General features: G+C 31.9%; 36 protein-coding genes. 18 read left to right on the top strand and 18 right to left on the bottom strand.

Annotation, left to right across the window (positions count from 1 at the left end; translation table 11 throughout):
- Window positions 1-34: 34 nt before the first annotated feature.
- Together JNUCC25_RS26665 and JNUCC25_RS26670 are read right to left on the bottom strand one after the other, a co-directional pair.
- Window positions 35-1,141 (bottom strand): tetratricopeptide repeat protein, encoded by a 1,107-nt coding sequence (locus JNUCC25_RS26665; RefSeq protein ID WP_454223342.1) that lies wholly within the window; start codon window positions 1,139-1,141, stop codon window positions 35-37.
- Window positions 1,142-1,538: 397 nt separating this feature from the next.
- A complete protein-coding gene (locus JNUCC25_RS26670) occupies window positions 1,539-2,042 on the bottom strand; it encodes an SMI1/KNR4 family protein (protein WP_454223343.1) in 504 nt (167 codons plus the stop codon).
- A gap of 226 nt (window positions 2,043-2,268) precedes the next feature.
- Here JNUCC25_RS26670 and JNUCC25_RS26675 point away from each other — a divergent pair, with 226 nt between their 5' ends.
- From JNUCC25_RS26675 to JNUCC25_RS26685, 3 genes are all read left to right on the top strand, one after another.
- Window positions 2,269-2,850: an SMI1/KNR4 family protein gene (locus tag JNUCC25_RS26675; RefSeq protein ID WP_454223344.1), complete on the top strand. Its 582-nt coding sequence runs from the start codon at window positions 2,269-2,271 to the stop codon at window positions 2,848-2,850.
- A 170-nt stretch (window positions 2,851-3,020) separates the two neighbouring features.
- Window positions 3,021-3,677, top strand: coding sequence for a hypothetical protein (locus JNUCC25_RS26680; protein ID WP_454223345.1), 657 nt, complete (start codon window positions 3,021-3,023; stop codon window positions 3,675-3,677).
- A 185-nt stretch (window positions 3,678-3,862) separates the two neighbouring features.
- The gene (locus tag JNUCC25_RS26685) at window positions 3,863-4,033 is read left to right on the top strand and encodes a hypothetical protein (protein ID WP_221818468.1); all 171 of its coding nucleotides are present in this window, start codon (window positions 3,863-3,865) and stop codon (window positions 4,031-4,033) included.
- 59 nt (window positions 4,034-4,092) lie between these two features.
- Here JNUCC25_RS26685 and JNUCC25_RS26690 read toward each other — a convergent pair whose 3' ends face one another.
- On the bottom strand, window positions 4,093-4,806 hold the full coding sequence (locus JNUCC25_RS26690; protein WP_454223346.1) for an alpha/beta fold hydrolase: 714 nt from the start codon (window positions 4,804-4,806) through the stop codon (window positions 4,093-4,095).
- A 236-nt stretch (window positions 4,807-5,042) separates the two neighbouring features.
- Window positions 5,043-5,642, bottom strand: a complete 600-nt coding sequence (locus JNUCC25_RS26695; protein WP_454223347.1) for an undecaprenyl-diphosphatase — start codon at window positions 5,640-5,642, stop codon at window positions 5,043-5,045.
- Window positions 5,643-6,296: 654 nt separating this feature from the next.
- Here JNUCC25_RS26695 and JNUCC25_RS26700 point away from each other — a divergent pair.
- Window positions 6,297-6,428 carry an anti-repressor SinI family protein gene (locus tag JNUCC25_RS26700; RefSeq protein ID WP_454223348.1) on the top strand — a complete coding sequence of 44 codons (132 nt, stop codon included), beginning with the start codon at window positions 6,297-6,299 and terminating at the stop codon, window positions 6,426-6,428.
- A 75-nt stretch (window positions 6,429-6,503) separates the two neighbouring features.
- Here JNUCC25_RS26700 and JNUCC25_RS26705 read toward each other — a convergent pair whose 3' ends face one another.
- Complete coding sequence (locus tag JNUCC25_RS26705) at window positions 6,504-7,061, bottom strand: hypothetical protein (protein ID WP_454223349.1); 558 nt, start codon at window positions 7,059-7,061, stop codon at window positions 6,504-6,506.
- 174 nt (window positions 7,062-7,235) lie between these two features.
- Here JNUCC25_RS26705 and JNUCC25_RS26710 point away from each other — a divergent pair, with 174 nt between their 5' ends.
- The 3 genes from JNUCC25_RS26710 to JNUCC25_RS26720 all read left to right on the top strand — a co-directional run bounded on the left by JNUCC25_RS26710 (window position 7,236) and on the right by JNUCC25_RS26720 (window position 8,630).
- Window positions 7,236-7,493 (top strand): SunI/YnzG family protein, encoded by a 258-nt coding sequence (locus tag JNUCC25_RS26710; protein ID WP_454223350.1) that lies wholly within the window; start codon window positions 7,236-7,238, stop codon window positions 7,491-7,493.
- A 196-nt stretch (window positions 7,494-7,689) separates the two neighbouring features.
- The gene (locus JNUCC25_RS26715) at window positions 7,690-7,797 is read left to right on the top strand and encodes a VOC family protein (protein WP_454223351.1); all 108 of its coding nucleotides are present in this window, start codon (window positions 7,690-7,692) and stop codon (window positions 7,795-7,797) included.
- A 647-nt stretch (window positions 7,798-8,444) separates the two neighbouring features.
- A complete protein-coding gene (locus JNUCC25_RS26720) occupies window positions 8,445-8,630 on the top strand; it encodes a hypothetical protein (RefSeq protein WP_454223352.1) in 186 nt (61 codons plus the stop codon).
- 129 nt (window positions 8,631-8,759) lie between these two features.
- On the opposite strand, the gene JNUCC25_RS26725 is transcribed toward JNUCC25_RS26720, so the two are convergent.
- Together JNUCC25_RS26725 and JNUCC25_RS26730 are read right to left on the bottom strand one after the other, a co-directional pair.
- Complete coding sequence (locus JNUCC25_RS26725; protein WP_454223353.1) at window positions 8,760-8,918, bottom strand: hypothetical protein; 159 nt, start codon at window positions 8,916-8,918, stop codon at window positions 8,760-8,762.
- A gap of 36 nt (window positions 8,919-8,954) precedes the next feature.
- Window positions 8,955-9,266 carry a hypothetical protein gene (locus JNUCC25_RS26730; protein ID WP_454223354.1) on the bottom strand — a complete coding sequence of 104 codons (312 nt, stop codon included), beginning with the start codon at window positions 9,264-9,266 and terminating at the stop codon, window positions 8,955-8,957.
- A gap of 455 nt (window positions 9,267-9,721) precedes the next feature.
- Between JNUCC25_RS26730 and JNUCC25_RS26735 the strand changes: the two genes are divergently transcribed.
- A complete protein-coding gene (locus tag JNUCC25_RS26735) occupies window positions 9,722-10,141 on the top strand; it encodes an NUDIX hydrolase (RefSeq protein WP_454223355.1) in 420 nt (139 codons plus the stop codon).
- A 186-nt stretch (window positions 10,142-10,327) separates the two neighbouring features.
- On the top strand, window positions 10,328-10,606 hold the full coding sequence (locus JNUCC25_RS26740; protein ID WP_454223356.1) for a hypothetical protein: 279 nt from the start codon (window positions 10,328-10,330) through the stop codon (window positions 10,604-10,606).
- Between the two features lie 300 nt (window positions 10,607-10,906).
- On the opposite strand, the gene JNUCC25_RS26745 is transcribed toward JNUCC25_RS26740, so the two are convergent.
- Window positions 10,907-11,308 carry a hypothetical protein gene (locus JNUCC25_RS26745; protein ID WP_454223357.1) on the bottom strand — a complete coding sequence of 134 codons (402 nt, stop codon included), beginning with the start codon at window positions 11,306-11,308 and terminating at the stop codon, window positions 10,907-10,909.
- 317 nt (window positions 11,309-11,625) lie between these two features.
- Here JNUCC25_RS26745 and JNUCC25_RS26750 point away from each other — a divergent pair, with 317 nt between their 5' ends.
- From JNUCC25_RS26750 to JNUCC25_RS26765, 4 genes are all read left to right on the top strand, one after another.
- Complete coding sequence (locus JNUCC25_RS26750; protein ID WP_454223358.1) at window positions 11,626-12,180, top strand: hypothetical protein; 555 nt, start codon at window positions 11,626-11,628, stop codon at window positions 12,178-12,180.
- A 313-nt stretch (window positions 12,181-12,493) separates the two neighbouring features.
- Window positions 12,494-12,832 (top strand): PadR family transcriptional regulator, encoded by a 339-nt coding sequence (locus JNUCC25_RS26755; protein ID WP_013060031.1) that lies wholly within the window; start codon window positions 12,494-12,496, stop codon window positions 12,830-12,832.
- Window positions 12,829-13,671 (top strand): permease prefix domain 1-containing protein, encoded by an 843-nt coding sequence (locus JNUCC25_RS26760; RefSeq protein ID WP_454223359.1) that lies wholly within the window; start codon window positions 12,829-12,831, stop codon window positions 13,669-13,671. Before JNUCC25_RS26755 ends, JNUCC25_RS26760 begins: the two co-directional genes overlap by 4 nt.
- Before the next feature lie 106 nt (window positions 13,672-13,777).
- Complete coding sequence (locus JNUCC25_RS26765; RefSeq protein ID WP_053487885.1) at window positions 13,778-14,176, top strand: hypothetical protein; 399 nt, start codon at window positions 13,778-13,780, stop codon at window positions 14,174-14,176.
- Window positions 14,177-15,456: 1,280 nt separating this feature from the next.
- Here JNUCC25_RS26765 and JNUCC25_RS26770 read toward each other — a convergent pair.
- Together JNUCC25_RS26770 and JNUCC25_RS26775 are read right to left on the bottom strand one after the other, a co-directional pair.
- A complete protein-coding gene (locus JNUCC25_RS26770; RefSeq protein WP_454223360.1) occupies window positions 15,457-16,200 on the bottom strand; it encodes a polysaccharide deacetylase family protein in 744 nt (247 codons plus the stop codon).
- 199 nt (window positions 16,201-16,399) lie between these two features.
- A complete protein-coding gene (locus JNUCC25_RS26775; RefSeq protein WP_454223361.1) occupies window positions 16,400-17,548 on the bottom strand; it encodes an MGDG synthase family glycosyltransferase in 1,149 nt (382 codons plus the stop codon).
- Window positions 17,549-18,095: 547 nt separating this feature from the next.
- On the opposite strand from JNUCC25_RS26775, the gene JNUCC25_RS26780 reads away from it, so the two are divergent.
- Entirely contained in the window at window positions 18,096-18,629 is a 534-nt protein-coding gene (locus JNUCC25_RS26780) for a CBO0543 family protein (protein ID WP_454223362.1), read from the top strand.
- Between the two features lie 578 nt (window positions 18,630-19,207).
- Here the strand turns inward: JNUCC25_RS26780 and JNUCC25_RS26785 are convergent.
- A complete protein-coding gene (locus tag JNUCC25_RS26785; protein WP_454223363.1) occupies window positions 19,208-19,717 on the bottom strand; it encodes a hypothetical protein in 510 nt (169 codons plus the stop codon).
- A 198-nt stretch (window positions 19,718-19,915) separates the two neighbouring features.
- Between JNUCC25_RS26785 and JNUCC25_RS26790 the strand changes: the two genes are divergently transcribed.
- The gene (locus JNUCC25_RS26790) at window positions 19,916-20,332 is read left to right on the top strand and encodes a hypothetical protein (protein WP_454223364.1); all 417 of its coding nucleotides are present in this window, start codon (window positions 19,916-19,918) and stop codon (window positions 20,330-20,332) included.
- A 93-nt stretch (window positions 20,333-20,425) separates the two neighbouring features.
- Here JNUCC25_RS26790 and JNUCC25_RS26795 read toward each other — a convergent pair whose 3' ends face one another.
- The 7 genes from JNUCC25_RS26795 to JNUCC25_RS26825 form a co-directional block, all read right to left on the bottom strand.
- Window positions 20,426-20,836, bottom strand: coding sequence for a hypothetical protein (locus tag JNUCC25_RS26795; RefSeq protein WP_454223365.1), 411 nt, complete (start codon window positions 20,834-20,836; stop codon window positions 20,426-20,428).
- Between the two features lie 71 nt (window positions 20,837-20,907).
- Window positions 20,908-21,105: a DUF4083 domain-containing protein gene (locus tag JNUCC25_RS26800; protein WP_454223387.1), complete on the bottom strand. Its 198-nt coding sequence runs from the start codon at window positions 21,103-21,105 to the stop codon at window positions 20,908-20,910.
- Window positions 21,106-21,390: 285 nt separating this feature from the next.
- Window positions 21,391-21,996, bottom strand: coding sequence for a CPBP family intramembrane glutamic endopeptidase (locus JNUCC25_RS26805; protein WP_377238852.1), 606 nt, complete (start codon window positions 21,994-21,996; stop codon window positions 21,391-21,393).
- Between the two features lie 732 nt (window positions 21,997-22,728).
- Entirely contained in the window at window positions 22,729-22,857 is a 129-nt protein-coding gene (locus JNUCC25_RS26810) for a hypothetical protein (protein WP_377238853.1), read from the bottom strand.
- Window positions 22,858-22,889: 32 nt separating this feature from the next.
- Window positions 22,890-23,138 (bottom strand): hypothetical protein, encoded by a 249-nt coding sequence (locus JNUCC25_RS26815; protein ID WP_377238854.1) that lies wholly within the window; start codon window positions 23,136-23,138, stop codon window positions 22,890-22,892.
- 43 nt (window positions 23,139-23,181) lie between these two features.
- Entirely contained in the window at window positions 23,182-23,766 is a 585-nt protein-coding gene (locus JNUCC25_RS26820) for a hypothetical protein (protein ID WP_454223366.1), read from the bottom strand.
- 76 nt (window positions 23,767-23,842) lie between these two features.
- Window positions 23,843-24,427 carry a hypothetical protein gene (locus JNUCC25_RS26825; protein ID WP_194758420.1) on the bottom strand — a complete coding sequence of 195 codons (585 nt, stop codon included), beginning with the start codon at window positions 24,425-24,427 and terminating at the stop codon, window positions 23,843-23,845.
- Between the two features lie 166 nt (window positions 24,428-24,593).
- Between JNUCC25_RS26825 and JNUCC25_RS26830 the strand changes: the two genes are divergently transcribed.
- The 3 genes from JNUCC25_RS26830 (at window position 24,594) to JNUCC25_RS26840 (ending at window position 26,557) form a co-directional block, all read left to right on the top strand.
- Window positions 24,594-24,770, top strand: coding sequence for a nucleotide-binding protein (locus JNUCC25_RS26830; protein ID WP_430031564.1), 177 nt, complete (start codon window positions 24,594-24,596; stop codon window positions 24,768-24,770).
- Window positions 24,771-24,972: 202 nt separating this feature from the next.
- The gene (locus tag JNUCC25_RS26835) at window positions 24,973-25,491 is read left to right on the top strand and encodes a helix-turn-helix domain-containing protein (RefSeq protein ID WP_454223367.1); all 519 of its coding nucleotides are present in this window, start codon (window positions 24,973-24,975) and stop codon (window positions 25,489-25,491) included.
- A 271-nt stretch (window positions 25,492-25,762) separates the two neighbouring features.
- On the top strand, window positions 25,763-26,557 hold the full coding sequence (locus JNUCC25_RS26840; RefSeq protein WP_377259532.1) for an alpha/beta fold hydrolase: 795 nt from the start codon (window positions 25,763-25,765) through the stop codon (window positions 26,555-26,557).
- Window positions 26,558-26,634: the final 77 nt, after the last annotated feature.

A 26,634-nucleotide genomic window follows, 5' to 3' on the forward strand; every position in this document is an offset into this window, starting at 1 on the left:
TTTTTCCTATTTGACCTCAAAGATTTGCTGCGTCTTATATAGAAAAATAGTTAGGGTTCGAATTTGTATGTCTAAAACAGCCGTACAAATAACATCTGGTTTCTACTTGAGGCTTATAATCTATAATAGGAGCTTTCCCCTCATAAACTTCTCTAACTGCATTTTTAATAAAAGTAATCTCTTCCATCGTTTCTTCTTCGTATTCTTCTTTAAAATCTTCTTCCTCCTCTGGATCTTGAATGACTTCTTTCATCTCTTTTTCTTTTCTCTGAATAGTCTTAGAGGCAAGTTCTTCAATTTCTTTTGTTTTTGAAAGCTTCCATAAAGAATAAAAATAAGTCGGAAGAAATGCTTCTGAATAAAAATCCCAATCTAACTTAGAGTAAATGTTAACAAACTCTTCATAATCTCCCAGAATATAATATATCTCTGCTATATCAGCTTCTAATGCTTCTTCCTCTTTTTCACTCAAAAAAAGTAATTCTTTTGCAACTTCTCTTGCTTCTGATTCCCTTCCTAGTTGTGCTAGACAAATTCCGTAGCTAAGTAACGGAAACAAACTATAGTTGTTACAGGATCGTAGTGGGTGCGCTTTATGAAAACATTCAGCAGCTTCAGGTAACATTCCTTTTTTGTAGTAACATAACCCCAGATTACTTAAATTTTCTAGTGAAGGTGTTAGATTGCTGCCTTTTTTTAATACATTTATTGCTTCTTCATACTTTTCTTCTTTTATGTACATTTCCCCCATCAAATTATAGGGAAAGTAATGATCAAGTTTGTTTTTCAACAAATCTTCTACTATATCAAATGCTTCTTCATCTGCAATTTCCCATGTAGAAAACATTGATTCCTCTTCTGCATCTTCTTCAGAACTTCTTATTTCTTTAGTATTACTTGTAGCCTCTATAATTGGTTTGCCTTCTGTAAAATAAAAATAAGCTAAATTATAAAGAGTTTGAACAGAGGGGTTAATTTCAGCAGCAGCTTGTAGTTGAAAAAATGCTTCTTCATATTCATTTGTCTCCATAAACACTATAGCAAGCTCATTTCTTAGCTTTACGTTGTGAGGGTCCTGTTCAACTTGCTCCTGCAATTGAAGCGAAACCTTTTCAAAATCTATTTCATCATACTTGCTCATATTCATACTCCTTTTAAACATTAAACTCAATTTCATCTGTAGGCTTAGTAAAGCCCTTTATGTAAAAAAGCAAAATAAAAAGCAACCTCGACAATTGGCAAGCGAGGTTGCTTTTTACAGCTAATATTTGTCATGAGGTAGAAATATTAGTAAATAAATAATAACACATTTTTCTATAAAGACTACATTTTTCCGATTGGGCATATGTATAAAAGGCAGACTTTTTATGCATCCTCCGGTCATTCATCTTTTCAGGTAAACCCCGTTATATCAAGGATGTATAAAAAGCTGCATATCCCGTTCGAACAACAAACTTTGAATCCTTGCCTACCAAGGGTTCTCTTTTTTCGTGTGTTCCGGAAAGAGGTATTATGTTAACTAAAAATGTATGGGGTATTCATTCTAAAATAATTCCATTTTCGAACAATTCTCTTAAAGAATCGGTAACCTTTTCTCTACCTCTACTTAATATCTCTTCAGATTGATCTCCTGAATCGTGGTAAATTTGAAAAACTGGATACTCAGGATTATTGAAGTTAATGAAATACGGATCCCCTGATCCAGAAGGATCAATACCAATACATATATATCCCTTATTTAGAATGGGAATGCCGGGATATGCATTATAGGATTCATCTATCATATCTTTTGGAGCTAAAATTTCAATATATTGTACACCATCATAATCATCCTCAGGTTCATCGGCCTGCCACCCAATTTCCATATGAATTAACGGGAGTTCAGAAATTAAAAAACAATACCAATCTGGAAGCTTTGAACCAAATTTGTGCTTTAACAAATTAATTTCTTCTTCTGTTGCAGTTCTACCTAAGGTTTCTTCACTCAACAACTTTGCTCGTTCTATGAATGATTTTGCCATATTTAAAATAGTGTTTTCCATGATGTCTCTCCATCTATTAATATCGTTTTTATCAATAATATCAGTCAGAGAGCTAAGTTAGTATTAATTCGTTCTCGTAAGTAACATTATGGTGGCCAAAAATACATGGAGTATTGGGAATGAAATAAATAATTTTGTTTAAAAATGTTCTATATAATTCATGTAAAATTAGAACTTAAGAGTTATATCAAACAAAATTAGATACATTTGTAAGGAGAATAGGAATATGAAGCAGCTTTGGAATGAATTTGAACAATGGTTAGAATTAAACTATTTAGAAAGTAAAGATATATTAAATGCGGCAGCTTCTAAAATGGAAATTGCTCAGGCTGAAAAGATAATGGGGTTAGAATTTCCAGAGAGTTTTAAAGACCTTTTACTCATGCACAATGGGCAAAAGAGTGAATGTGTAGGGGTTATAGGCAATTACGACTTGTTATCTCTCGATGAAATAGTACATGGTTGGCAGATAATGAAGGAGCTTTTTGATTGTGGTGAGTTTGAAGATTTTGAAGAAGTAGAACCTGTTGGACCGGTTAAAGGAGAGTTCTGGTGGAACCCCCTTTGGATCCCTATAGTAACTAATACCACAGGTGACTATATATGTATTGACTTAGATCCAGCTGAAGGTGGAAAACGGGGCCAAATTATAACCTTTTGGCACGATTGGGAAGAACGTCAGGTTGTATCAGATAGTTTAGAGAAATGGTTTCACCAAATTGTAACACACCTTAAAAATGGGACTTACAAGCTTGTTAAAGAAGATGGAGAGTTTATGTTTAATAACTATGGCTTTATAGAAGAATAGAAAGCTTTTTAATTTCTTACTTATTTCTACTATATTTCGACTTTCTATAAATCACATTATGTAACTATGATTGTATAGAGTATACATAATGCTTTGGGGTGATTTTCATATACAATTAAACAGTATGAAATGATTTATATTTTTTGTAATTGTGAAGGGAATAAGAGCTTATGGAAAAAATAAATTGGAACAAAACTCAGATTTGGCAAGGGTGTATGCTTTCTTCTATTGCTCATGCAATATCGGTTGCTCAATATCCTGAATTTGCAAACGAACATTCTTGGGATGGAGATAATTATAGTATGCAAGATAGTCAGGGTGGAAGGGGTACTATAACATTTAACAAACATTATTGTGTAGCTGCTTTTCGTAATGATAATAGTGATCGCATTGATGAGCATAAAGACGCTTTAGATTATTTGAAAGAAGCACCACAGGAAGTTCAACAGTTGGCAGAATCAGAAGCTCTCCAATATTTGTTGGATGAAATAGATGGAAATATAGCTCCTGTTATCACTACTGCTTTTTGGTGTATTCAGGAGGATGTTTATTCTCAAGATCCATTCCATGCAATGATTGAACATGGAGGATTTTTGTTAAATAAAGAAACGATGGAAATCGAATCAGCGATAGATGAATTACAAGAGTACCATGATTTAAGCGAAAAGCAGGTACACTTATTAAAATCTCTTTTCAAAAGAAAAATTAGTAAACCTTCAGAAACGATTGTACTTACTGAAGAAGAAGTTCTAATGATTGAAGCTGAAGATGAGGAAGCTCTATCTGAGAGTAGAATTTCTTTTGAAGAGATAGGTATTAAATTTTAAGAGCAGTTAGTAAAAGGCTAAATATCTTTACATAAATCTTATGTAGAGATATTTAGCCTTTTTTATTTCCGATAAATCACATTATAGTAACTGAAAATGAATATGGTATACAACGTCTTTTGAATCCACTTTCTGATAAAATAGTAATTAATAGTAATATTATTATCTGTGGAGGAGTGATTAGTATGTCTGACAAGGAGAAAAAGGAATCAGAAATTGAAAAGCCCAGCCTAGATAGAGCAGGGATGAGGTCTTATATGGGTAACCCAGAGAAATTCGAGTTCTCCTTTTATGGAGTATTGATGGCTTGTGTTCCTTTAATAATAGCTGGGATTTTCATTTGGTATAACTGGTAAAGAGATTGGATCAATTGACCCAATCTCTTTCTTGCTGCCGATAAATCACATTATGTTGACTACGGTTGTATATCGTATACAGCGTTCCTACCAGCCAAATTTATAAATATTTTAGCTAATTCAACCGGTTTTTCCCAATGCGCATTATGTCCGGCCGAAATTTCAATGTATTCCCATCTTTCTTGTTTAGCTCTATCAGCAAATTTATTGATGGGCTCCAGAACAGGATGACTACTCTTTTGGGTGCAATTAATAAATGCACGTGGAATTTGTCTCAGTTCTGCTTTATTCGTTAATTTAATCTTTTGTTCAAATGTTTTAAAAGGATGATCTGTGTTATAGATCGGTCCACTATCAGGTTTTGGAAGTCTGAATCCTTCTCCTTTTGATTGAACAATCTCTTTTGTTTGTTTTACGAATGATTCTGAATATAGATCATTAATTGATTGATTATCTTCAAGTATTAGAGCGTCAAAAAAGATGAGTTTGGAAATCCTATTCGGTAGTTGATCTGCAGCACCAATAATAACCCCACCACCGTAGCTGTGCCCTACTAAGTAAATGTTGTTTATATCCTCAAAGAGTATGGTGTTTACTACATCAGTAATATGGATTTCTAAGTTAATATCAGGTGTTAAAAGATGATTTCGATCGCCTAATCCAGTTAAAGTTAATGAAAAAACTACATGCCCTTGTTTTGTTAGTTCTTTTTCAACTTCTCTCCATGCCCAGGCTCCACCAAAAGCTCCATCACAGAGGACGAAAGTAGCCATATATTCACCTCATCTATTATTTTTTATAGCTATCTTATGTATTCATTTTAAAATACTGATAACCTTTTTAGTTTGATAATAATAGTTGCGTATAAGCAGCTTTATGTTAACTGAAAATGTATGACTTATACAAAGTTAGTTACCATAATGTGCTTTATAGATACTAAAAAATCCTTATACATGGGGGTATAAGGATTTTTAATCTTAAATATATTTGATTACTACATGGTATTAGATTATAATTCTCTAGATTTGTCTCTCGTAGGTAAAATCTGCTGTTCCCCTTTTTCATACAGCCATAATAGTTTTCTTATAATATTAAGACGAGAGACAATAAAAGAGGCAATAAAAGTCGAAAAGATACTAATTATTGCTCCAACTATAACATCAGCAGGGTAGTGCACACCTACCCAAATACGAGAGATCCCAACAACAAGGGCAAGCATAATCCATATGTACCTCCATCTCTTTTGATACATAAAGAAAGTCATACAGAATGCAAAGAACAAAATAGTGTGGTCACTTGGGAAAGAGTTGTCTACTGCTTTCTCAATTAATTTATTTACATTAGATAATTCAGCAAATGGTTGGTTGTTTGAATGCAACGTTCCAGCAATTTTTCCCATCATCTCAGCTAAAATAAAAGAAATAGTAGCTGAAATGATCATCATCCTGTTCCCCTCTCTCCTAGTAAACCAGAAAATTAAAGCGATAAAGGCAAGGACAAAAACCATATATTCAGCCATAAATATAAAAAAATTATTTAAATAAGTATACTCCTTACCAAGATTATTAATCGTTCTAAACAAATCGACATTCATTTCAAATAAATCCATGATTTATATTTCCTCCTTGAATTTATATCCATATAAAAGAAGTACAGATAATCTTCTACAAATTAATAATTAATTTATCTTACATTATCCTTAACTGGAGTTGTATATTGTATTCATCTCAAGCTTCTTTTTTAATAATAAAGTAGTAAAAAGCAGAAATTCCTAAAACGACAAACATAATAATAGATTGATTGTCTTTTTTCACCTTCAATATATTTTATCCCTTCAGTTAATTGTAAATAATTTCTATAAATAATTATAATACGAGATTTAATAAAGCTCACCTAACAATAATGTAAGACGGGCTTACAATTTTGTTAGATGAGCTTCATCTTTTGTTAAGAGTGTCTAGAACACACATTATGTTAACTACACATGTATATTATATACAGCTTAAAAACAGAAAAAACTACCGGCTCATCAGGGACCAGTAGTTTTTTCTGTGACATAATTAGAAGTTAGTTTTGATGTTTTTGCACATCATGAGTAGTTTGTTCAAAGTTTCTACATTAAATTCTAATTAATTACATAAAAGGACTTATATTGAAGGGAATTTGAAAAATTATGTTGAATAAATAATATCAATTTCTAATGTTTTATTATTAAATGTTAGAGTCAGATTAATTCCGATTAGGAAAGTTGGAGGAATTGTGAGTGCTAAAAGAAGATAGTAAGCTTGATCAGGAATGGATAGCTCTTATGAAAGAAGCTTATCAATTAGGTCTCTCAATCACAGAAGTAAAAGAATTTATATATTCAAACCAAAAAGAACCTGTCTCTAAGTGATTCAGGTCTTTTCGGCTTCTGATAATACCTGCTATGTGAACTAAAATTGTATGTAATGTACAGATTGACAGTTATTTAATACTCATTTGTATATAAAATTTGGTTATCTTTTATGACTGAGACCTGGACAGATTCTCTGGGTACTTCAGGAGTGGTTTTTTCTGAAAGAATATATCCTTTTTGATTTAAAGATATTTTTTTTCTTACTTTTGTTCCATCTTCAAATTCCATTTCTATATATTTTCCTTCTTTAATTAATTTATTATTTGTAATATATATACCGAGATATGGAACCCCTGATAAGGCTCCTGTAACCTGTATTGGTAAGGTTTTGTCTATTGGTACTTCCACTCCCTTGTACTCTTCAATTCCTCGTCTGCTTTTTGTAAGGATGTAAGTACCTAATTTAGTATTATCTTTATATAAAATAAGAGCATGAGGATCTGGCTTAGCTTTTACATTCTCCTTTTTAAGAATAGATAGGTTAGATTTTCTTTTATGCTCTATGAAATCGTTAATTTCTCTTTTAGATAGCATCTTATAATTGTTACTGTTATATAAAAAATAGCTACTAAATCCTACTATGATTAATAAACTTAGTAAAATTAATTTAAGATTACGGGATGAAGCCATATTTGTTTTCCCCTTCATTATGTTATTAATATATAACCACATTTTAACATATAAGGGTAAAGTAAGTTAACGTAAGTGTGTTTATGTAAACTAGCATTCCATATGATATTCATTTATTTCCCTCTCTTTATAATGTGTTAAAATGTAATTATAAGGAAAAAAGGGGATGTTTATATGTTTACAGTGGGAATCGATGTTAAGAAAACAGAAAAAGAATTAATCATAAAATGGCAACTTGCTAAATTTAATATTGCACTAGAAGATATTATTGAAGTTACGGAAGACGATACGTATGGCGGTAAACAAGCTGATGCGATCCGGATAGGTTCTCCATATGGAACGACTGATCGAATTTTTATTAAAACTAAGAAGCAAGATTATATACTTTTCACTACAAACAGGGCAACAATCTTAAACAGAATACACTCATAATCAATAATTTTCATGTACATATAATGGCCATATTTAATAATAGACGTGGCCATTAATATTTAGCGTTACTACCCGGAATATGGATTATGTAAATAAAACTTAGGCTAAAGTATGAACCTCATTCATCATTAGGTATGATTTAAAAATTTCTATTTTTGTTATTATTTAATTAACATATAACGAATGGGGGATGGATATGAAGCTTAATCTTGAAGGAGTTTCAGAATTGGTTTTACAAGTGAAATCAATGGATAGAGCAATAGATTTTTGGTCTAATAAATTGGGTTTTCCAATTGTGGAATAGTGGGGATATGAAAATGGCCATTTTAGCGAAAGTAATAAAGAAGAAATTCGAGCAACCTGGTTATATATAGGGGGACATACTAGGCTAGGTCTCTGGCTTCCTAGAAATTTTTCAGCATTAGACAAAATAAAAAAAGAAAAACCAATTTCCAACTGGAAGGGACTCTATGATCAAGGTGGCGTTCATATACATTTCGCTTTACATATAAAAGCAGAGAACTTTGATTCTGCTATTAAAGTATTGAACAGTGCTAATATTGACCATAAGGTTATAGAAGAGGTTAATATCAATATGCAAAAGGAAAAAAGGTTGTATTTTAAGGATACTGAAGATAACGTTGTAGAATTTTACACGTTAGATATGAGAGAAGATTATAAGGAGCGAATCAAACTTTGATTTGCTCCTTTTTTTAAATGGTTGCCGAGAATTGTGATTATGTCAACTAATTTTATATATGATATACAGCCTTAAATTCTATTTTGATTGTATGTTACAATGTAATTATAAGGAAAAAGAGGTTTATATAGGTATGTTAACTGCAGTAGTTTTAACTATTTCAATTTTATCTTTAGCTTGGATTGTAGGACAAAGAGAGCAGCAACGTGAAAAATAATTGATAAGAAGAAAAAGCAATTGAGGTGATTTATATGCAAAGACAACAAGGTATTACTGTACTTTTACTAATGTTAGGAATGGCATCTATTTCTTTAGGGATGGCCATGAAAAATATATTTGAGTACTCTCCTGCTGTAGGATGGCTTTTAGGAACTCTAATATTGATAGTTAATTCTATTTATACAGGTAAAAATATAAAAAAGAAAAGCAATACATAATTAAATTTAGAAGTGCCTGGATAACAATTATCCAAGCACTTTTTATGTCGATAACTGTGATTATGATAAATGAAAATGTATGGGGTATAAAATTCTATTATGTACGAGTCTTAAAGTAGTTCAAGATCCTTACACAATGCTGTAAATACTCATTGTAATAATAGTTTGGACCACTGAAATGACACCTAATTGTATAAAAGAACTACTTCTTTTAGTAATATACGTATCGTATAAAATATTGATAATAAAGAAGCAAATGAGACCTATAATAGCTTCAATTATAAACATTTTTCTACCCCTCCATTTAAATATTCAACATTAGATTTAACTAACTTCTACCTCCATATAACGGATACCAAAAAAGGTGTAATATGTAACGCGATAATTTTTTATTGATTTTTGCTTCACACTGTTCCAATCGTGTCCATTCGGTTTTGCTTGATAACCTTGCACCATAAATTTATCCAGTGGTCTAAGTGACCATTTTCTGAAATCCCCTTCAAGATGCGCTACCTTTTTCTCTTCTTCTGGTGAACTTAAATAGCGTGCTTCACTATTTGTTATTCTCGGTATACTGATAGCTAAAATAATAATAACCCCAATGAAGATGCCCCCATTTAACAAGCGTTTTTTCATCTTGGATATTTCTCCCTTTTTTATTTCATTATATTATATCTATCGATATACGACTAATATATTACGTCAATTAAATTAGTAACGCTTCTTTGTCATATTTGTGCCGATAAGGGGTTATATGTAAACTAACTCTATGGATGGTATTTATAAAGTTAACGTCTCTTTTTCTCATGGTCTTTTTGGGTATCTTTTACTGTTTTAGCCATAGCTAGAAATATAATTAATGCAATGATAATACCCAGTATAATACCTCCTGACAATAGGCTCATCTCCTTTTTAGATTCCTATTTTTGTTAATTATATCATATAGATTAAAGAGGTATCTCAGAAGTATTAAGTACATATAAGTAATATTATGGAAAAATGGATATATATAGTGTTTAAATAGTTAAGGTATTCTTATCTTCTTGTGTTAAAATAAATTTGTATAATTTTGTAAAAGAGGTGAAGGCCAAATGACTAAGTGGAGAGGCGCTGCTGCAATTTGTATAAATGATAAAAACGAACTATTAATGGTAGCTCAGGAGAAGCCGAATCAAACAGAACTATGGTCAGTACCTTCAGGTGGTATAGAAGGCTCTGAGACATATGAAGAATGCTGTATAAGAGAGGTTTGGGAAGAAACGGGATACAAGGTCGCGGTCACTGATAAGATATGTGAACGTGATACGGTCACCTATAATGTAAATGTCCATATTGAGTATTTTGAAGTGGAGTTGTTAGGCGGAGAAAGGAAATTTCAAGATCCAGATGAGTTGATATTAGATATTTGCTGGAAGCCTTTATCAGAGATTAGTAACTTAAAAATGTTATTTGAGGAAGAACGCCAAATGCTGATAGATTACATACAGGAAAGAAAAGGACTACAAATATAAATCTTTAGATATATGCACTGAAAAGACCTTAAACTTTAAGGTCTTTTTTGATGCCGATAATGTTTTGTATGTTAACTGGCTTTTTATATTATATTCATTAATTTCTCACCCTTTATTTAGAAATATAAAGAGAACTTACTATGATAAAATTATAGTAAGTAGAAAAAATTGTAAGGGGAGTAAATTATGAAAAATACAGATTTTCTATTATCTATTGTTCTAAATGTGTTTTTAGCTTACCTCTGGATCTTTCTTATTTATTTAATTTTTGATTTCGTTAAGCTAAAAGATAACGCTTTATTGTTTGGGTTAGTTTTAGCATCCATAGGTACTTTACTCTTTGCAGAGGTGATAAGAAGAGTTAACCCTTTTATTGAATATAAAATTACTCATCCTGTAAAAGTTGCGGGCTTTATATCTTTTGGCTTGATTGCTGTGACCAATTTATATTGGATAAGTTTTTAAAGATGATGATAAAGATTAGAACAAGCAGTTTAAATTAAGCTGCTTGTTCTTTTAAGTGCCGGTAATACGTTTTATGTTAACTAGAAAGGAATAGTTAAACATATACTCTAACACCGGTGTATATAGGGATGTTAAGTATAGGCGTATCTTTTTATAAAGGCCAAATATATGTTGAAGGTTATAAAAAGTGACAGCTTAGTATGAGAAGTTGCCACTTTTATTTTACATGATTAGTAACATTATTTGTGATACAAGAATCTAAAAGAGAATCCTTAATTTCTGCTTTCATATTCCATGATTTTAATACTTCTGTTTCAAATCTTTGTATATCTTTAAAGCTTGTTCATATGTATTGTTGTTCGAAGCAATTTGATAATTTTTTGTACTATCATCTGTATGAAAAATTCCCTTATCATCTATCATTAAAGTTCCCGAAATTTTATCATGATAGACAAATATTATTGATATTGCCTTATCATAATTCAGTTGTTGGTTGGTTTGTCCTATGTATTGAAGTTGATTATAAGAATTAACAAGTGATTGAGCGCTTTCTTGCTCAACTTTATTATCTCCCTCGTATAAACTTTGCCCTAAACCAATATCAACGTAATCTGCTTTGATTCCCTTTACAGAGTTATTACTGCATCCATTTATAATAAGGACTATTATTACAATGCTAAGAATAAATAATAATCTTTTCATAATTCTAATCCCTTCAAATTATTAGTGTTATTACTTTTTAAGCTTTAATAAACACGTCACTATCTTTTTTACTTAGACCTATATATTTAAAATACCTCCTGGAATTTTTTGTGTTATTAATGGTAACATTTATTTTTAAATTTAAATTACTAAAGTGTAAAACTAATTCAAACTTCCCAGAGCGCACATTAGGGTAAATAAGAATGTATATATTACTCGCTTAAAAACAAAGATTTCATTTCAATTTTTTCTATTTTATGAAATAATTGTATGGTTCATTTAAAATATGACAATCAAATTTATAGGGAGAAGAAAAAATGAAATCAGTAAAAAATATTGTATTTTTTGTGCTGTTGTTATTTATTATTTCAGCTTGTTCTAATTCAAAAGATATAAAGCTTTCAAAAGCAGACGCTATAATAACTAATAACAAAGACCTTGTAGGAGTAACTGTTAGAACCATAGGAGAAGGTAAGAATCAAACAACTGTGGACACGGTGTTATACTATACGTTTGTAGTAAAGAACAATTCTAATAAATCTATATCTAATGAAGACTTGAACCAGATAAAACTAAAAATAAAACCTAATCAAGAATTACTATCAGTTGTAGAAGATACAGTAGGATCTAACATTTATAACGTTAACAAGAGCAAAATAGGAGGGGGCCAAGGAATAGAGGAGATTCCAGCTCATGGTACTGGAAAGTTTACTATTTATTATAACTTAAGTACAGATAAACAGGGGAATAAACTACCTTCTATACCTACTAAAGAGGAGTTAAAAAGAATAAAGGAAAATGCTTTAAAATCTACACTTGTTGTCTCAGAAAATGGAGAAGAGATTGCTCACTTCAATTTAAATAAAAATTAGTATGTAATTTAGAAATACATAGAGTAATTAAAGAGAAGACCATTTTAATGGTCTTCTTTTTAATTACTACAGATAAGCTTTATTATCCTAATCAAGGATGCATAGAGTATATTACTTGAACCTAACTAACTTTAGATTTTTCATTCATAGATTCCGTCCTCTAGAAAAGATTAAAAATGTTATTGTTTTATTAGAGCAGATATACTTATTACAACTTTGGTTATTTCCGACAATCTTAATTATGGTAATTATAAAAAATAATACCTTGTAATAAAAGGTATTATTTTTTATAATCAACTAAGAGGTGGAAAATTTGGAAATTAGCAGAGAGATCTTAAAGGGTCATATTGATACGTTGATTTTGTCGTTACTTTATCAAAGGGATATGTACGGTTATGAATTGGCCAAGATTGTTCGAGAAAAAAGTGATGAACAATTTGAACTGAAAGAAGGAACTCTTTATTTGTCTTTAAAGAGATTAGAAAAGAATAATTGGATTTCTTCTTACTGGGGTAGTGAGCAAGGTCCTGGCGGAAGAAGAAAGTATTATAAGCTTACCTCCTTAGGTAAGCAAGGCTTTGAAGATAAGCGTTTAGAATGGCAATTTATAAAGAAAATGATGGATTCGTTTTTATGGGGAGGAACTAAGTGAAGAAAATAGAAGCATTTGTGGATTCTATGTATCTAAATGTAGACGGAGATAAACAAGAAATCGACGAATTAAAAGCAGAAATGAAAAATCATTTGTTTGAATCAGTTCAGGAGTTAAAAGAAGAAGGAAAAACAGAACAACAAGCTATTACAATTGCAATTCAACGGTTTGGTGAAGAAAAAGAAATGCGCGCTGTTATTGGACAATTGTTTGAGATACAAAAAATATTTGCAAAGCGTGTGCTTTACATAGCAATAGTCTGTTTAATATTAACAATATCAATGGGTAGTTTTCTTTGGAAAATTGACGATTCAACTGCTCAAGGATTATCTGAAACAAGTACATTAATATCTAAGGAATTAGAAAATAAAGACGTTATGACCTTCAGTATGAAAAGGAAAATTGAAACTTTAGTAGAGGATACGAATTATATATCTGAAGTCACTATCTATAATTCAAAAGATATAAGAAGTGTTAGCCAAAATTCTGGTGAGTATCATTGGAAATCACAGAATCCAGATTTTCAATATCAAAGAACGATTTGGGCTCCAAAATGGCTAGGGGTGGATTCTTCCACGTCTGGAAATGGAAATGAACAATGGTTTGTACTAATAGAGAGTAGAAGTTTTGATCAATTACAGGTAATTGTAATATTTATGGGTGGAGCTATTTACTGGACACTGTTCACTATTTGGGCAATTATTAATGCTCACCATCAAAAACGGTTACGAATTAGATGGATTTTTATATTTGTAGGGCTTAATGTTTTAGGTTATTTACTTTATTATTTTACAGGAATACGGAGCGTTTCTTCTAAAGAGCATGAGAATTTATATTAAAATTCTGTATCCTCTACCTCAAAGCTAATATATACACTTATAAACTAATATGGTAAAATTACTCATATTTTGTCGTTAGGAACTTAAATTTTGTTGGAGGTTACAAATGAGTTACGGCGTTTCAGTATTTTTTATATTAGTGCTTATGTGTATTATTGCAAGTCAGTCTTACTTACCAAAATGGTTAAAGTGGTTAGTTGGTGTCTACTATTCTTTAGGAATATTACTTTTTAGTTATCTTCAAACTCGTTTAGCCGATAAATGGTATGTACATACTCCTGTTCCAGACGAGTATTGGGATGCAAATTCAAGATTAACAGATCTATTTGCTGCTGTGTTCTTTATACCTGTCTGCATACTTTTTTTCATACTATATTATAACTGGTTCAAAAAACTAAAAAAGCCCCTACATCGTGTGTATTTGGGAATTAGTGTGGTTCCTGTTTTACTTATAGGTTTTGTATGTTTCTTTATGTTTGAATTCTTGTATGGGTATAGGCCTTAAAATCATATTACATTCTACTACTCCAAAACTAAGCGTACAAAAAATAAACCTTTGCTAATATAAGCAAAGGTTTTTCAAATTTATTGGAATAGGGGGAATACGTTATTAGTTTGGCCAGATCTATAGATTCATATACATATATCTTTAAAAATAAATCTTGTAATCGACTATAATTACGCAGAATAACTTTTTCTATTTATCATAATTAGTTATGTAAATATTAAAGTATCTCATTTATTATTAAAGTTTTACCATTTACTCTTATTGACGACAAATACATAGTTTTTCTACAAGATATGTAATAGGTAACGCTATTTTTAATAAAATAAGTTAGCTTTTACTTTTATTAATAACTTAAAATTAAATTTATATAAAGATCATTATATTTTATACATATGTACCACATATTATAAAACTGCATAATTTATATAAATAATTAAAATAACGAACAAATTGTTGTCAATTAAAATAAATAGTGAAACTTTAATAATATACGAAGTACTTTAGTATTTACTTAACAATTAATAATAATTGAGTAAGAGAAAAAGTCGGTATCTTTTAAAGTAGAGTCGATTATAAAATTCGTTTTTAAATCTATATGTATTAGTATATCTTTTAAGGAATTGGAACAAAATGTAATTAGAGTACCTTCCGACGTTGGTATTCGTAACACGATTTTCTAATTGTCTGTATGAGAAAAAACTACCGTTGGCGAGGAACGGTAGTTTTTTCTATTTTAGGCTGTATATGATATTCATTTCTTATTTCTTGTTAAGTCGGGTAAGCGAGGGGCATCACTGCCCCTGACTCCCTTAAGAACCGTACGTGAGCCTTTCAACTCATACGGCTCAAGCCTCCCATTGCAGGTCCATTTGCTGTCGTATCCTCATCACATACCATATCGGTAAGTAAAACGTACGCCGACGCTCCAAATGGAGGTATACATAACAGTACGTTTCTTTCGTCAGAAGATAGCCACAACCTTATGTTCCTACGAGAGACCAATGAGAAGTCAGCTCCCTTTCGGGCCTATCATAGGCTTGTCCGTAAGGACGATAGTATCATCCAGTTATACAGTTTACTGCTTTCCTGTTCTCTTTCGAGATAATGGCATTTGCTTTCTCTCATATCCTTTCCCCTCTGCCACATTGTTTGACTTTGCAGTCACCCTACTGTTTACACAGATGACAAAGGGCTTACCAAGTTCCGCATCTTATAGATACAACGAGTTTAGGTGGGTTCTTTACTCCGGGTAAGATACGGGACGCGTCACAGCAACTTTATGAACCTGCTTTTCCTCTTGCTAATAGCTCAGAAATTGTAACACATTCGTACCCTTTTTCTTTTAGGATTGGTAAAATACGTTTGAGAGCCAAAATAGTCTGGCTTTTTCCATTCACATGGTCGTGCAAAAGAATAATATCTCCATTTTCTATATCATTTAATACATTATGAACAATATAATTCACCCCAGGTCGATCCCAATCACGCGTATCATGCTTTTGAGACCACAACACAACTCGCAAGTTAGATTGTTCCACCACTTCCACGAGCTTTTGGTTGTAAAATCCTTGAACGGGTCGAAATAATGAAGGCTGATACCCACTTATATTAGAAATAGCTTTCTGAGTTAATTCAATTTCTTTGATCAATTGTTTCTCGGAAACATTGCGAGTCCAAATCAAATGATGAAATGTATGGTTTCCCACTTCATGACCTTCTCGTATTTCCCTTTCAATAATAGGTGCATAACGTTCTACACGAGACCCTACAACGAAGAAAGTCGCTTTTGCATCGTATTCTTTCAAGAGATCTAAGATTTGTACCGTTTCATCTGATGTTGGTCCGTCGTCAAACGTAAGCGCTATTTTCTTCTTTTGGATAGGAATCGAGTGGATGACATGCTCTTGAGGTAGAGAAACAGAAAGTAGTGGACTCTTTAATGAATAGGCGTTAATTTTTTTTCCACTCATTATGAAAGAGGCAACTAAAAATACTCCAACCAACAAAGCTATCCGTCTCATAAGCATCTCCTTCTTTAAAACGTTATACGTTAAGGTAACCTATTGAGCAATTTTCATGTATAAGATATCTATGTTAACGATGAGTATGCTTGAGGGAGTAAAGAATTCTTTCAGTGTTTATTGTAATAACGTGCTTTTGTACGTCTCTTCTCCTACTGTAAAGACCTAGTTAAATTCTGTCTTTACAACTGTACTAACTCTAATGAGGAGTATTATTTAAAATCAAAGATTGAATGACATTAACTGCATGAAAAGCCGAATGTTTTTGTTGCTTAGTTACAAAGGAATTTCTTTGGTTTATATGAATTGGATATCCATCACCTAAAAGCCTTATGATGTTAGCTTTTAAATCAGAGGCATCTTTCACAAGAGTACCTGCATTGATTTCTACTAAAAACTTGGTATTATCCTGTTCCTGTCCACCTAGTGGTTGATAAAGAAGGATAGGGATGTTTAAGGCTAATCCTTCTGAAATAGTAATTCCTCCTGCTTTTGTAACCATTACATCACAAACAGCCATAAGCTCATCTATATAGTTAACAAACCCCATAATGCTTATGTGGTGTTTTGAATCTTTCAGAGAGCTCTCTAAGGACTTCTTAATCTTTTTATTATGTCCACATATAATAATAATCTGTAATTCAAAAGGGCATTCTTCTAGAGAATGAACAATCTTATCAGGGCCACCGATTAAACCATAACCTCCACCCATAATAAGCATAGTAGGGATATTGTGCTTTAAACCATACTTTTGTTTAATTTTATCTTTTGGGTGCAAATCTGAGAATTTTGGGTGTATGGGTATTCCAGTAACCTTAATCAACTCATCATTTACACCAAGTTGGTTCAAACCACAGCTTATATTGTAGGAACCCACAATATATTGATCGGTATAAGGATAAATCCACATACTATGAACCGTATAATCTGTGATGATAGTAACAGTAGGAATGTGCGTTAGATTACGCTTCTTAAGATATGACATCATACCTGCTGCAAAAGGAAATGTACTAATAACAACACCTGGTTGTAATTTGTTAATTAATTCAAGAATACTCCAAACTCCTGTTCTTCCTACTACCTTCAAAAAAGACGAAAAATGATTGGCTTCTCTTGATTTTGTATATAGGTAATTATAAAAGGATGGGAACTCTGTTACTCCTTTGATGAAAATTCGACGACTAATATTACTAACAAAAGGATACTTATAAGCAGTTATATCAACAATCACAGGTTCAAGATCAGGTTTCATCAACTTGATAGCTTCTTCTATTGCACGCGCAACTTGATAATGTCCTTCGCCATAACTACCTGTTAATATTAGAGCTTTTAATTTTTGATTATACATTTTACCACCCACTTACTAATTAATTATTCAATTACAAAATTTATGGTTTACAACAATCTTTTCATATACCTAAATTTTTTTCTCTTATTATTTTTTGTTCAAAGCGCTTTTCTTGATATTGTAGATAGAATTCAATAGCTATAGCTACATAATATTTACATGGATAAATTATATATAGTGTAGACACTCCCCTTAAATGCTATAATATGGAATTATAATAGACGTGAAAGGTTTTATCTATCCATGAACAAAAGAAATGTAGATACTATTGTTTTTTCCTTATGGTTTGTCATTTTATTTTTTCTGTGGGTCATTATCACATTACTCATAGGCACTAATGGACAATGGTGGTCGATTTACCGCCTAAATCCACAAGAATATGGTCCTTGGGCTTTACATGTGTCCGAGATGAAAATGTTAATAGCAGGAGGTATTTTTCTCCTAATAGCTTACGTCATGACCTTTTTATGTAAAAGAAAATGATAAAGAAGCCACTAATTGCATGAACATCCCCTTTTTCGCACATACTCGTACGGAGGTGGTGTTTATGGTTAATCAGTTAGAAGCTCTTACCCAGCATGTTAATGATAAACAATACGATTACTGGCTTCATCATGATTTATTTAGTGTTCAATGGTGGCTAATTGTGATTTTAAGTGCGCTCTTTCTATTCATTTTTTATCTGCTCGTTGACCGACAACGAATGGTATTTATTCTCTTAGTCTTTTTCATTAGCTTTGTGTTAGTAGGTATTGTGGATGAACTGGGAAAGTTCTTTGGTGTATGGAGCTACCCTCATCAATTCCTAGTATTTACTCATCGGTTTAATTCCGTCGATTTTGCGGTTATCCCAGTTATACTTACGTTGGTGTACCAATTCTTTAGCAAATGGAAGTTCTATTGGATTGCTTCTCTTATCGCGTCAGCTTTTATTGCTTTTATTGGCGTACCGATATTTACCTTTTTTCATTTGTATGATTTGAATCATTGGAATACATGGAAGGCATTGATAACCATCTATCCAATTGGATTATTCATCAAAGTTATTAGTGATTTCATCTATTCTAATCAACATAAGTAGCCTGTTCTATAGGGTTTGTTATTCTAGATGAATAAATAAAGCACAGAAACGCATACTACTTAAGGACACCCAAACAACTAGGTTCCTCTCCTAAAAAACGACTAATGAGATGTTTAGTCGTTTTTTATTTCATATAGGTATAACAATACCTATAAAGCATACTTAATCGTAGAAATAAAAAAAGCTCACCTTAAAAGGTCAGCCTAAATAGGGGAATTCTATAGAAAAATGCTGTGTCGCATTGATAAAACTTATAATAGCATCTAATAGTGAAAAATTGGTGAAATGTAGTCTACTTACCTTTTTACAAATTTCTTCTTTGAGAAAATGAAGTCTATTAAGTCTGAGCTCAATACAGTCCACGCTCTTATACATCTTTATTCTATTAAGACCTATGAAAGTTAACTGTTTTTTGGTCACCCCCTGTCCGTTGGCTTTATCAGATTTTATAATACCTTTACTTAGGATTGGTATTGTCATAACCTTACTTGGAGCAACAATAGGATTTTTTCTCTCCAAACGCAGCAAAAAGAGCTTGAACGTATTAGTTCAGGCTCTTTTTGAGGTATACAGCGTAACTATTCTTCTTTGTGATTATATTTAACTAATTTTATAATTTGATTATTGGAGTCTTTTAATGCTTCTGGCATTCCAAATTGGTTAATGTTTATTTTATAAATAAGTGTGTCTGTCGTGTTTAACTTTTGTTTTCCATCTAAGATGACAATTCGATGTGCAAAGGTGATATTAACAGAGTGAGTATATTCGCCTGATGATTTCTTCTTGATTTTTGATATTTCGATTGAGACATCTTTATTCTTTGAAGGCCAAACTTCAACATGTCCAACACCTTTTTTGTATTCATTTAAATAGTAATGCATGGTATCAGAACTACTCCAATTTTGTAGTGAGTGATTAATGTAATCTTTCACTATGGCATCAGTAACTATTGTTTCATTTGCATTTATAGGCGTACTAGCAGTTGCTGAAGCTAGGTTCTTTGATTTCATTTCGTTAGTAGTATATAGACCAATTGAAAAAAGCAGTAGAAATAATAATATTCCAGAGTAAATGATTAATTTTTTCATCATATCACCTCAGCTTTAAATATATGCTAAAGCTATAGATATATGTGTACATGCTATTACAGGTGCTGGCAACAGCTATTATATAAACCCCGAATGTATATCAGGTTCACATTTAATTTTATAAAAAGATAGTTTACTTCAATTTACTCTGGTAAATTAAAGTAAGGTAGATATAAATTGAGATATAAGGGGTCTCTTATGAAAAAGAAAAACTATTTACGGTTAGCGATTATTGCTGTACTTTTATTTTTAGGAGGATATTGGTACTACAATAGCATAGCCATTTGGGGAGCATCTGATAATGGGATGTGGAAAGCGACATATCGAAAGAATTTTGATTATGTCGAGGGAGGATGGAATGGAACCATTAAACAAAAATCAGGACCAGCTGTTACTGTAAAAGAAGTGAAATTTACTGATAATGGAAAACAATTAATGTCAACTGGCGATTTTGAAGAAGGTGTTTCAGAAGATGGAGAAAAAACAGTCCTATACCCTCTTTCAGCAGAGTTTTATGGACTAGGAGATCCACCTAAAAAAGGCCATGTTTATAAATTGTATGTAACTTGGACAAATAAAGGAAAAGAAGAGACTGATATGTTTGTTCTTAAGTAATTATGTTATGTAAAAGGATTTCTATGTAGAAATCCTTTTTTTAGTGCCCAGAAACAACATTAAGACAACTACGATGTATAACATATACAATTTTCAGTTAGAAGGAACCATTTTAAATACATATTTCAATATAATCGAACTAATGCCAAAGGGTATTGAACAACTTAGAGCAAGAATAAGAAATGGTTTAAATTCTAAGAAAATACTTATACCATCACTTAGCGAAAATATTAATAATATGATTGAAGTCCCTATAACTCCAGAAAGGGCGTACAACAGGAATTCAATTAAATCTTTATACTTCTTTGTATCTCTTATAATCGCGTCAATCATCATAGAAAAAGGTATACCAAATATCAAAACAAATGGAATAACGATCAACCCAGTCACGAATTGGCCAATAAAATCAGTAAAATCTATATATCCCCCTTCTATGAATAAAGCTGAAAAAACCAAACTACCGCAGATGGATGAAATAACCACTGGTATAAATCTTTTTACCATAAATGTAGTCTCCTAATAGAGTTTTACAATTTATATTAGCATTTGTATCAACTCTAAATTTAATAAATTGGCTAGCTTTTTTTATCAGCTTCAAACAATTCTATGATTTTATCAAGTTTCTTATCAATTTCAATTGAATGCTTGCTCTTGGTTGAAGAATTAATAAGCAATCTCCGAATAAATAGCGTAAAAGAAATCATGAAGAGAGCAATAAGACCAATGATTATAACCAAATATACTATAGAAATCACGTTTGAATTATCTATAATACTTCACCCTTTTCCATTTTCTGATAATATAACATATTTTTATGACTTCGAGTTCGAAAAATGACCTTAATTATAGAGGTATATTCGATAGTACTGATTATGTTAATCAAAATTGAATATAAAAAAGCGTCTAAAAAGGTAAATTACTTTTTATGCGTACATAAAGGTTTATTATATTTACTAAATAGACATTCTGTCATTTGATTATAGATAGTCCGAAAAGGTGTAGCTTTTTAGACTATTGAAAGTTATAGAAGAACTATGTATTTCTCGACAATAGTGATTTTAATTTTCTTTAATTATACTTGAAGGGCTCTTTTTATTAGGCAAAAAGACAAACTTCGAATCAATAATGAAATGTAGTGCGATAGGAACCCACAAAGAGCCTGTCCCCACAAAAAGAAAAAACATAATACCACCTAAATAGGAAGTGAATAGCACTCCTTTCCAGCCTTGGTATAGATGAACAATTCCAAATAACAGACTTGAAATAATTCCAATTACAACGATAGATAAATGAAAAGGGAGGTGGTCCAAATAATGAAACATTGCACCACGAAAAATAATCTCCTCGCAAACTCCTGCTGTAACTGCTATCAAAAGAAAAAACAGCCTTTCCTTAAAGTTTGATGGCAACAAAAATTGAATACTCTCATCATTTAATCTTTCGGAAATTTTCTTTCTTGCGTTTTTGGAAAAAGAAATCATAAAAACAAGGATTGCAATACTAATTCCTGCTCCCACTCCCGCAGACAGTAAAAAATCTTTATCTAAAGAAAATAAAGGTTTTTTAATGGAAAATAAGTTGCTAAATGTGTGTTTAGTCAAAAGCCAATAGACTAAAAATATGGTGACCAATATCCATTGAGTAACAACAATTTCTCCGTACATTCTCCACTTGTTTAGTTGGTTACTTTTTATTTTCTTTAAATAAAAATAATCCCATACTGGATATCCCACAATAATTAATAGTAAAAACAGAGTAAGAAATATCATGTTTATCACCTCTTAGTTGTTAAATATTTTCAAACCCAATTAATTATAACATTGTTATTTTTAGTAATTAGAATAAATTATGTTTTATTTTCCAATTGCAAACAATTAATACTGTAACCATTCTTATATTGGATATTAACAAAAGACAGGTGTTAACGTTGAGACATCTATCTAGGACCCTTATTTAATGAACAAGAGAAGCTACCCCCTTCTCCCAAAAGGTAGTTTCTTTTGTTTTTAAGTTCTATATCAACTTTCTTATATCTCTAGTTTTCATAAAACCATTTACCGGAATCAAAAAAAGACATTCAATTAAGATGTCTTTTTTGTTGGAGATAAGAAATTATCCAACTAGTAACAAAAGTAACAGGAAAGATAAGGAGCATCATAATGACAAATAATAATTCAGGAAGTGGCAACAATCCGCCACCACCTGGTACCCCCCCCTCCCCCGCCAGCTTATAGACGTAAGGAAAGTCACATCAAAAGAGAAACAGGCTTTACAAAAACAGGGGCTAGCCAAAAAAACAAGCGAAGTAATGTGTAAAAAAATCGGTGCTTGTACCGTTTTTTTTAAATTTTTAAAAACATTTTGTTGTTCAGTTACTTAAAAAATAACGGTTATTGCTATTTGTTCATTTCTATAATCATAGCAATAACCGTTACGGCCCATCCAATAACCAACAACACAGGTAGTGCCAGTGTTAAAATGAAATCAAAATTATCAAGTTCCTGTTTCTCTTTTGGATTATTCATGTTAGATACATCCCTTCCCAGTGTAAGCTTGATTATGAACCAAATCCCTCTCCAATGTGTAATAGCAAAGCGAATCCTGCTAATATTAGGTTAAAAGACACTCCTAGAATAATAAAATAGGAAATTCTTGAGCAAACGGCAAATGCCACTCCGAGTACAGCTAAAATAGTTAAAACCGTATCCATTTGATTATTAAACGCGCTCGGACCTCTGTTTATTAAAACATAAAGGCAGCCTGCTAAAAATGTAACGACTGATAGATACCCACTTATAGTCTTCAATAGAGTTCCTCCAGTCTGGCATCACAGCAAGTAGCCAACTAGTTTATTTTTGTGATTCCTTATATTTAAGTGTTTTCAAATCGTAACGAGCAATTTCTTTCTTGTTTCGGTAAAGGACTAGATCTCCTTCTCTTGCTTTTTTTCTAAGCTTTTCAAGCTTATCTTTTGGTGGAGAAAGAGGGACAGCGTCATTCTTTTCGTTAGCACCTAACTCATAATCTAAGTTAATATGACCTTTACCTTTATCGTTAAAATCGTTAATTCCAATACCTGTTCCTAAGCCTTCTTTCGTATGAGCAAATACATTGTATCCTAGTACTTCTTTTGAAGTGGAAATTAAGGAGTCATTCGGAATAACTTTAACATCCATCTCCGAGTTAGGTTTGTGTAATTGCTTACGACTATTCTTATAAATGTCCATTGAATAATAAAGTGAGTTACTTACGATTTGTTTTGTTTTACCGTTCTCATCTTTTGCTTCTGTACTACCTGTTAGTTTTGCATCGTTGACAATGGACACGTCAAAATTTTTAATACTAAAAGGTCCTTCTTCTTTTTTAGCTGAAGAACAACCTGCCAACCCTCCAATTGCTAACATGCCAGTTAAGACACATGCCATAATACGCATTTAATTTCCTCCGTTCGTAGCTGTTGTGTTTACTATATATGTATGTGCTAAATAAGCGATTCATAAGCAGTTACGCTTATTTTTCAATAGGTTTTAAGTCTTCTAATGAATAGCGAGCAATTTCTTTTTTATCTCGTGTTAATACGAGTGTCCCATGTCTCGCTACTTTTGCTAGTTTCTTAAGTTCTTTATCCGGTGGCGCTAGAGGAATATAATTATTTTTAACCGTTGCTCCTACTTCATAATCGACACTTACTTTTCCTAATTTTGTAGCATCGAAACCTACCATGCCCATGCCATATCCATATTTGTCGTGGTTCTTCTTAAAAATGTCCACGCCAACAATATCTTTAGATGCTTTTTTTAGGTCTGGATCAGGAATGATAGTTGCTTCAAGAACATCCTTGTCCTTTTTAAATTTGTCGCGGTCTCCGTTTTGTTTCATCTTAAACTCGTAATATAGTGCTTTGTTCTTTACATCAACCTTTTTTCCACTGTTGTCTTTCGCAAAAGTTTGGCCAATAAGATGAAAGTTATCTGTAATGGCTACATTTACGTTTTTTACTGTATAATCTGGTTGCTTCTCGCTTGTTGAATTGGAGCAAGCTGCTAAGGATGTTGCTAGAAATATACTAACTAACACTATTGCTATTTTCTTCATGTTGTCACCTCTAGATTATTTTACCATATAAGGAATTTAGATGGGGGTTTAATAAAATTATAAAAACTATAAATCTATATAGTTTTATAGTGATATAAACATATTTTTAAAGAGTTTTATGGAATGTCTTTTAATACATAAAAAACATGTGTTAGGAGGGGAAATTATGACGGATATTCTTACCACCTACGTTTCCAAAGGAGGCACGGGTAAGACAACAATTACAGTTAATTTTGCTGCAATGGCTGCTAGCAAGGGAAAAAAGGGTAAAGAATTCGATTATGAAAGTGGATGTAGTTATGAGACGTTTTCAAACAAGGAAGGCTGGCAGAATGCTCTCTAAGAACTAAAAGTGAGCTGAAAAGCTCACTTTTTATATTCATACTACCGATAATGTGTTTTATGGTGCGACATTCTAGGTACTCTTAGTAGCCTGAAAGTCTAATTCAACCACTGGTTTATATAGGAGTTTACCAAAAACAACTAATATTATCGTGATTGTCTTCCTAACTTCGTTTATATTGGGAATGAAGGAGGAGAGACAAATGAATTTAGGAAATAAATTAAAAGAACTTCGAAAAGAACATAATTACTCTCAACAACAATTAGCAGAAAAACTACATGTAACTGCACAAGCTATTTCAAAATGGGAAAACAATAAGTCAGTTCCAGATATAATCAACCTTGTCCAGTTAAGCGAAGTATATGGTATTACCCTAGATTATCTAATAAAATCAGATAAACAGTTACAGAAGAAGCTATCTATCAACAATATGCGTTTAAAAGTTTTTAACCTTTTTGTAGTAGCTTTTATTTTAGTTATGATCTTAACCTTTAGTATCTTGATAAAAGCTCAGTTTTTTATGTCTAATCATAGCTTAGGTGGATGGCTATTTGTAAGTTTGGGATTTTTATTTATTGTCTTTTCGTTTTTAAGCCTGTATTGCTACATAGTAAAGAAAAAGTATTTTATATTCCTTTGGAGTGCTTTTTTAACGTTAGGCTGCATCGTATTTGTGGGGCTGTTTTATGACTATATTATGCAATTACTATTTCCCTTATAAAGTGGTTGTAATTAATGAATACCATATGCAAAATCAGTTAACATAATGTAGCTTACAGGAACGAAAAAGAGCACATAATCATTTACCGGTGCTCTTTTTCTCTTTTTTAGATATTAATACAGATTAATAGATAAACCAATAAACTAATGGTTATACAATGATCAAAATAAATCCATTTTCAAAATAAATTTTGTTAAGATTACAATATATGTATGGGAAGATCAAATGTTCATGCAGATACATTTGGCATACACAGAAAGGGGAAAGAAATTTGTCGATTTACCATAAAGTAATTGGAGATGGATATCCCATCGTTATGTTGCATGGTTGGACACTTGACCATCAAGTGATGTTAAATGCAATGGAACCGTTATTCGAGAAACGAAGCCATTGGAAGAGAATATACATAGACTTACCAGGGATGGGCAATTCCGAGCCTCAATTATCTATTCAGAACTCTGATAATATTTTAGAAGCGATATTATGTCTTTTGGACGAAATTATACCTGACCAACAGTTTATTGTTTGTGGCAATTCATATGGAGGATACATTGCCAGAGGTATAGTTCATTCACGTCAGGAAAAAGTTCGTGGATTACTACTAATGGCACCATTGATTATACCTGAACATGATGAAAGAGTGGTGCCCCAACAGACTGTTCTAAAGAAAGACAACGACTTGATATCACGTTTGTCTCCAGAGGAGGCTGATGAATTTTGTTCCATGGGGGTAGTCCAAGGTCAAACTGAATGGGAGAGGTTTCAAAATGAAATTTTACTTCCTTCTAAACAAACAAATCATGAATTTGTAAACAGCATTCGTCAAAATGGATATGGCTTTACCTTTGATATTTCATTTAAACTTGAGCATCCCACACTCATTATAACAGGGCGTCAGGATAATGTAGTGGGCTATCAGGATGCGTGGCAACTAATCGAAGATTACCCAAGGGCAACTTTTGCAGTGCTTGATATGGCTGGTCACAACCTACAAATTGAACAAACTGATGTATTTAATGAATTAGTGCATAACTGGTTAAACAGACTTGAACTGGACAACCTTTGATTGGTATAACTTATCTTTATACTCATACTTAACATAATCAAAGTTATCGGAAATAAGAAAAGAATCTTTTACCAAGA

Source organism: Priestia sp. JNUCC 25 (genome assembly GCF_053667915.1).

Excerpts from the sequence above, each read along its gene's own strand:
- JNUCC25_RS26665 (WP_454223342.1), bottom strand. The coding sequence starts at position 1,141 with ATGAGCAAGTATGATGAAATAGATTTTGAAAAGGTTTCGCTTCAATTG.
- JNUCC25_RS26670 (WP_454223343.1), bottom strand. The coding sequence starts at position 2,042 with ATGGAAAACACTATTTTAAATATGGCAAAATCATTCATAGAACGAGCA.
- JNUCC25_RS26675 (WP_454223344.1), top strand. The coding sequence starts at position 2,269 with ATGAAGCAGCTTTGGAATGAATTTGAACAATGGTTAGAATTAAACTAT.
- JNUCC25_RS26680 (WP_454223345.1), top strand. The coding sequence starts at position 3,021 with ATGGAAAAAATAAATTGGAACAAAACTCAGATTTGGCAAGGGTGTATG.
- JNUCC25_RS26685 (WP_221818468.1), top strand. The coding sequence starts at position 3,863 with ATGTCTGACAAGGAGAAAAAGGAATCAGAAATTGAAAAGCCCAGCCTA.
- JNUCC25_RS26690 (WP_454223346.1), bottom strand. The coding sequence starts at position 4,806 with ATGGCTACTTTCGTCCTCTGTGATGGAGCTTTTGGTGGAGCCTGGGCA.
- JNUCC25_RS26695 (WP_454223347.1), bottom strand. The coding sequence starts at position 5,642 with ATGGATTTATTTGAAATGAATGTCGATTTGTTTAGAACGATTAATAAT.
- JNUCC25_RS26705 (WP_454223349.1), bottom strand. The coding sequence starts at position 7,061 with ATGGCTTCATCCCGTAATCTTAAATTAATTTTACTAAGTTTATTAATC.
- JNUCC25_RS26710 (WP_454223350.1), top strand. The coding sequence starts at position 7,236 with ATGTTTACAGTGGGAATCGATGTTAAGAAAACAGAAAAAGAATTAATC.
- JNUCC25_RS26715 (WP_454223351.1), top strand. The coding sequence starts at position 7,690 with ATGAAGCTTAATCTTGAAGGAGTTTCAGAATTGGTTTTACAAGTGAAA.
- JNUCC25_RS26720 (WP_454223352.1), top strand. The coding sequence starts at position 8,445 with ATGCAAAGACAACAAGGTATTACTGTACTTTTACTAATGTTAGGAATG.
- JNUCC25_RS26725 (WP_454223353.1), bottom strand. The coding sequence starts at position 8,918 with ATGTTTATAATTGAAGCTATTATAGGTCTCATTTGCTTCTTTATTATC.
- JNUCC25_RS26730 (WP_454223354.1), bottom strand. The coding sequence starts at position 9,266 with ATGAAAAAACGCTTGTTAAATGGGGGCATCTTCATTGGGGTTATTATT.
- JNUCC25_RS26735 (WP_454223355.1), top strand. The coding sequence starts at position 9,722 with ATGACTAAGTGGAGAGGCGCTGCTGCAATTTGTATAAATGATAAAAAC.
- JNUCC25_RS26740 (WP_454223356.1), top strand. The coding sequence starts at position 10,328 with ATGAAAAATACAGATTTTCTATTATCTATTGTTCTAAATGTGTTTTTA.
- JNUCC25_RS26745 (WP_454223357.1), bottom strand. The coding sequence starts at position 11,308 with ATGAAAAGATTATTATTTATTCTTAGCATTGTAATAATAGTCCTTATT.
- JNUCC25_RS26750 (WP_454223358.1), top strand. The coding sequence starts at position 11,626 with ATGAAATCAGTAAAAAATATTGTATTTTTTGTGCTGTTGTTATTTATT.
- JNUCC25_RS26765 (WP_053487885.1), top strand. The coding sequence starts at position 13,778 with ATGAGTTACGGCGTTTCAGTATTTTTTATATTAGTGCTTATGTGTATT.
- JNUCC25_RS26770 (WP_454223360.1), bottom strand. The coding sequence starts at position 16,200 with ATGAGACGGATAGCTTTGTTGGTTGGAGTATTTTTAGTTGCCTCTTTC.
- JNUCC25_RS26775 (WP_454223361.1), bottom strand. The coding sequence starts at position 17,548 with ATGTATAATCAAAAATTAAAAGCTCTAATATTAACAGGTAGTTATGGC.
- JNUCC25_RS26780 (WP_454223362.1), top strand. The coding sequence starts at position 18,096 with ATGGTTAATCAGTTAGAAGCTCTTACCCAGCATGTTAATGATAAACAA.
- JNUCC25_RS26785 (WP_454223363.1), bottom strand. The coding sequence starts at position 19,717 with ATGAAAAAATTAATCATTTACTCTGGAATATTATTATTTCTACTGCTT.
- JNUCC25_RS26790 (WP_454223364.1), top strand. The coding sequence starts at position 19,916 with ATGAAAAAGAAAAACTATTTACGGTTAGCGATTATTGCTGTACTTTTA.
- JNUCC25_RS26795 (WP_454223365.1), bottom strand. The coding sequence starts at position 20,836 with ATGGTAAAAAGATTTATACCAGTGGTTATTTCATCCATCTGCGGTAGT.
- JNUCC25_RS26805 (WP_377238852.1), bottom strand. The coding sequence starts at position 21,996 with ATGTACGGAGAAATTGTTGTTACTCAATGGATATTGGTCACCATATTT.
- JNUCC25_RS26810 (WP_377238853.1), bottom strand. The coding sequence starts at position 22,857 with ATGAATAATCCAAAAGAGAAACAGGAACTTGATAATTTTGATTTCATT.
- JNUCC25_RS26820 (WP_454223366.1), bottom strand. The coding sequence starts at position 23,766 with ATGCGTATTATGGCATGTGTCTTAACTGGCATGTTAGCAATTGGAGGG.
- JNUCC25_RS26825 (WP_194758420.1), bottom strand. The coding sequence starts at position 24,427 with ATGAAGAAAATAGCAATAGTGTTAGTTAGTATATTTCTAGCAACATCC.
- JNUCC25_RS26830 (WP_430031564.1), top strand. The coding sequence starts at position 24,594 with ATGACGGATATTCTTACCACCTACGTTTCCAAAGGAGGCACGGGTAAG.
- JNUCC25_RS26835 (WP_454223367.1), top strand. The coding sequence starts at position 24,973 with ATGAATTTAGGAAATAAATTAAAAGAACTTCGAAAAGAACATAATTAC.